Below are 4,646 nucleotides of genomic sequence, written 5' to 3' on the forward strand. Positions count from 1 at the left end.
TTGTTCTCGTTGGCTAATACTAGAATTCTTCTTTGTGGCTTTTCGCCAACCGTAGATCTGAGATTCATGTAACGAGAGCTGTCTTGCGGCTGCAGCGACTCCCACGTTCTCTGCCAGCTTCAGGGTTTCTGCTTTAAATTCAGGAGAATGGATAATACGTTTCTTCTTACTTGTCATGGTTCACCTCATTAGTGATTGTACTCACTTAACTCAGTGTCCAAAACTGCTGGTGCGGATCATTTCAATATATAAAAAAAATAGGCCAATACTGTAAGTCACCCTTGCAGCTCTTAATCTATACTACCCTCTCGGTATTTATATAGGTTCTAAGGAGTCACAATGCCTACTATCTCAGCGACTCATCAATCGATGAACTCAACAACAATAAAGAAAAGCAACCACGAAGAATCAACTCAAAGTATCGTAAAAAGTGCACACGTCTCATCAGCAAAACAAACCTCTATAGGTTCAAGCGTCGCAAGCCCAACGACGGGCAAGTCTCATTTTAATCAAGCCTATACATCACCAAAAGGGACACAAGAATTCTACTCACAAAACAAAATGTCTTTTTCACAAAAACTAGAAAATTTTTTATCCGAGTATTTGATAAGTAAGCCTGGCAGTGAAAAGAAAAGAGCAAAAGAATTGTCAAATATTGCGAATGTAACGGTAAGCAAAGATTTCAACGTCACCTGCCCACTTCCAAGTAAAGTCGGGGGCTTTAAACAGTTACTTTCAGATATAACAAAAGGACACTCTGCCACTAAAGGTGAGTTCTACCCTAAATTTAAAGCTCTAATCCAACAATCTTTCAGCGAGATTATTTCTCTAACACCAAAGAAAGGTCATAAAGATACTATCGAACTCAAGTCGCCATCGGTCGTATCAGCTTCAGGTGAGAAGCCTGTGTCAGAGACTAATGTGACATCAGAACCAAGCCTAAATACATCTATGGGCAGCATAAACTCATCAGAAAAAACAACCATAGAAAAGAGCAAGCAAGCTGACAATCAAAAAAACGCGATTAAAGAGCAAGTAACAGACGTTAAGTTGCAAAACTATTATGAGCATGAAAGCACTTCTATAAAGAAAGAATTTGAATCACTATTTAACGCATATGCTAGCTCAAGCACTAAACATGCTGAATACGCACAGAGCTATTCTTATGATTGGTCAATGACATACTCTAATGGGTGTTACCAACTTGAATCATTACCTAAAACGGCTGAAGAATTTGCAAGTAAGTTTTGTAAGCTAACTGAAGAGCACTCCCCTAATGGTTCCTTAGGTCAGTTAGTAAAAAAAGCGTTAACAAATAAGACAACGTTAGGGCAGATATTGAGAGTTAACAATGCCTCTAAGCTAGGTCCTATGTCTCAACTGTTGCCTACAACACTGAAGGTGGCATTAAAAAGCAGCTTATCTACCGAAACCGCTGCAACCTTCCAAAAAGTGGTAAAACAGGAAGTGAGCGAAAAAGAGCAACTTAATGCACTAAAGCAGAAACAATTGCCGTCACAGCTACAAAAGCTTGAACTTCAAACTAACCTCTACCAGTTTAATGTAAAAGAGTTTCCAGAAGCAGACTTAAAATGTCGTACCTTCCAAAAAGCTTTAGTAAAAGCAGTGAACAGAACTGACTTTGTTGATAAAAACAACGAACTACAAAGAAAAACAGAATTAAGAGGGCAAGGAGCAGTGTTTAAAGAACTAAGCCCCAGCATAGATTTACCTGTAAATGCTCAAAGTAAACACACGCTATTCGATACGAACAAAACCTACGGTATTGAGGACTTTGATAACATTGTAAGCAATAATTTTGTAATCAAAGAAAAGACAGATTCATTCGAGAACCACCTATCAAGGTTAAATCAGAACATTGGCTTCCATATCGAAAAACTTCCAAATGAAGCCGAAGTCGCCAATGTAAACATTCTCGGCATTAGCCCATTAAATATTGATGTAGATAGAATGATGGCAAAATTAACGGATCTAAAATCTCTATTGTTAGAACCAAAGCCAAATTGGAGAAGTCGACTAATTCAGCTGTTTCACCCTAAAGGTGTCGAAAAAGAAGCTGAACGTCTGTCTTATCAATATATGGATATATCACACTTACAGGCACTGAAAGACGATATATCAACCAGTTCGGAGGCAATGAAATTAACCGACCTATCGAATAAACCTTGGATGCAATATTTAGTGGCAAAGCAAGTTGAATCACTAAAATCAAATTGTCAAAGTTATAAATTGGGGCCATTTACTATCGCCTCCTCAGCGAAAAAACAACTAGATGCACTACTAAGTTCAAACGAATGGCTACAGAGCAAAGCATAAAAGTAAAACTTGATGATCACGCGTGATTCCTTGTTTTGTAAAGCAAAATATTGAGGTGTAATGTTGAAATTTGAAGCCGTATTATCAGAACTTGCTGAACTATGGGGAATTGAGATCCCAACTGAATCCGATGCGATTGAAATAATCGATAATCAGGAAAGCCTTTGGGTTCTAGAATCGTCAAAGCAATCAGATTTATTTACCTTGTATACACATCTGCATATCATTGTAGACCACAATAAGATGAGTGATTGGTTAAGTTTAAATATGCAGCGGGACTTACTTGGAAGCTGCTGGATTGGATTAAACAACGAAGAACTATGTTTAGGCGTATCCTTACCAAAGGATAAGTTTGACCATAACGAGCTGAATAATATTTTTGAAAATATGCATTTAATTAAAGATAAGGTTCATGCTTTAGATGATTGCAATGAAAATGTTCATATTGATCTGGCTTTAATTAATGTGAAATTTATGTAGCTAACGGGTAGATAAAGTTACAATTTATCTAGGGGTCCTCAGAAAAAATTGAATCGCTTCGGACGTAAAGCTTCGACCCTGTAAATAATTCTGTGTAACTGCTCTTGGTTACAAGTATTCAAGTCGGTCTTCGAACATAATCATAAATCGGTTTAGTGCTTGCTTCCAGTGATGGATTGGCATTGTCCATCGCTTGGAAGCATCCATAATCGCCAGATACACCACCTTTCTAGCTGATTCATCTGTCGGGAACAGTTTACGTTTCTTGGTCGCCTTTCTAATCACGCTGTTCAGTGATTCAATCGCATTCGTTGTGTAGATAGCTTTACGGATATCTTGAGGATGCTAAACAGAGTATTGAGATTATCCCAATGAGCCGTCCAGGAGCGACTGATTTGAGGGTACTTTTCATCCCATTTATCACCAAAGTGCTCTAACGCCAACAGGGCTTCATCTTCCGTCGTGGCTTGATAGATTTCTTTTAAGTCAGCGGTAATGGTCTTGTAGTCCAGGGAAGATTCATGAACATGCCCATGTTTAAAGGGGTTGTGACGTGGTGAGTTCTCAATTTTTGAAGTTCACTAGTTAGCGTTATCATATAACAATCAATTGTCCGATGATCGATTTGTAGATCATTTTCAGTGTTTTCTAATACCTCCATAGACAAATTGGAGATCCAACGATGAGTAACCAGCACCCATTTATGCATTTCGATGTTATTCCAGATTGCCGACAACAAGGCAAAGTCGAACACAAGTTAACTGATATCATCCTGTTAACAATTTGTGCTGTGCTTTCCGGCCAAGATGATTGGAAAGCAATTAGTCTGTACGGTGAAGCTAAGTTGGATTTCTTGAAGCGATTTGGTGATTTTAGACATGGCGTTCCTTCTACTTCGACGATAGCCCGAGCAATGGGAATGATTAACGCGACTCGTCTACAAAAGTGCTTTATTGAATGGATGAAGGATTGCTGTGAGCTTACTGAAGGTGAAGTCATTGATGGTAAGACTGTCAGGGGCTCTTATGATGACTCTCGTGGCCTTGGTGCGATTCATATGGTGAACGCTTTTGCGACTGAAAATGGCGTTAGCCTCGGACAACATAAAGTTTACGAGAAATCTAATGAAATCACTGCCATCCCAGAGTTGCTCGACCTGCTTGATATATCAGGTTGTTTGGTCACTATTGATGCAATGGGGTGTCAAAAGAAAATTGCTCAAAAAATACTAAACAAAAACGCTGATTATCTGTTGGCAGTGAAAGGAAATCAAGGTCGTTTAGAGCAAGCCTTCGATAATTATTTCGATATGAGCATGTTACAAAAACACGATGGTGATTCTTATAGCACACAGGAAAAATCACGTGGCAGACAAGAAACTAGGTTGGCATTAACCAACACAGATTTAGGCGTTTTAGGTGATTTAGAGTTTGATTGGCCCGAGCTAAAAACGATGGGTATCGTTGTTTCTGTGAGGCAAGAAGAAGCCGTGGCGAAAGAGTCAGAAATCACGGTGAGATACTACATTAGCTCGAAGCATTTAAATGCTAAAGAATTGTTAAATGCAACGCGTTCACATTGGTTAGTCGAGTCGATGCATTGGTCCCTCGATACGTCATTTGGTGAAGATGCTTGCCGAAAACGAGCGGAAGAAAGTGCAGAGAACTTTGTAAGGATCAGACAGATGTGTTTAAACATGCTGAAGAGTGAAACGACTTTGAAAGCGAGCATTAAACACAAAAGAGCGATGTGTGCGATGGATTCTGAGTACCTTTTAAAGGTTCTGGCGAGCCTTTATTGACGGGGGGAGTGGTGAGTAGACCACCGGA

At 39.2% G+C, this 4,646-nt stretch carries 4 protein-coding genes and 1 pseudogene; 3 read left to right on the forward strand and 2 right to left on the reverse strand.

The window, feature by feature from the left end:
* A partial coding sequence (locus FCV43_RS20075) for a transposase (protein ID WP_170961706.1) occupies window positions 1-177 on the reverse strand: 177 nt, incomplete at its 3' end.
* 162 nt (window positions 178-339) lie between these two features.
* On the opposite strand from FCV43_RS20075, the gene FCV43_RS20080 reads away from it, so the two are divergent.
* Both FCV43_RS20080 and FCV43_RS20085 read left to right on the forward strand, forming a co-directional pair.
* Complete coding sequence (locus tag FCV43_RS20080; protein WP_136996175.1) at window positions 340-2,337, forward strand: hypothetical protein; 1,998 nt, start codon at window positions 340-342, stop codon at window positions 2,335-2,337.
* A 60-nt stretch (window positions 2,338-2,397) separates the two neighbouring features.
* Window positions 2,398-2,817, forward strand: coding sequence for a type III secretion system chaperone (locus tag FCV43_RS20085; RefSeq protein ID WP_136996176.1), 420 nt, complete (start codon window positions 2,398-2,400; stop codon window positions 2,815-2,817).
* 108 nt (window positions 2,818-2,925) lie between these two features.
* Here the strand turns inward: FCV43_RS20085 and FCV43_RS20090 are convergent.
* Window positions 2,926-3,326 (reverse strand): annotated as a pseudogene (locus FCV43_RS20090) (transposase); the annotation flags it as partial.
* Window positions 3,327-3,499: 173 nt separating this feature from the next.
* On the opposite strand from FCV43_RS20090, the gene FCV43_RS20095 reads away from it, so the two are divergent.
* On the forward strand, window positions 3,500-4,618 hold the full coding sequence (locus tag FCV43_RS20095) for an ISAs1 family transposase (RefSeq protein WP_170961707.1): 1,119 nt from the start codon (window positions 3,500-3,502) through the stop codon (window positions 4,616-4,618).
* Window positions 4,619-4,646 lie beyond the last annotated feature (28 nt).

It is taken from the genome of Vibrio genomosp. F6 (genome assembly GCF_005146325.1).
In the GTDB taxonomy this organism is placed as follows: Bacteria; Pseudomonadota; Gammaproteobacteria; order Enterobacterales; family Vibrionaceae; genus Vibrio; species Vibrio cortegadensis.

Coding starts and splice junctions, on each gene's coding strand:
- FCV43_RS20085 (WP_136996176.1), top strand. CDS start 2,398: ATGTTGAAATTTGAAGCCGTATTATCAGAACTTGCTGAACTATGGGGA.
- FCV43_RS20095 (WP_170961707.1), top strand. CDS start 3,500: ATGAGTAACCAGCACCCATTTATGCATTTCGATGTTATTCCAGATTGC.
- FCV43_RS20080 (WP_136996175.1), top strand. CDS start 340: ATGCCTACTATCTCAGCGACTCATCAATCGATGAACTCAACAACAATA.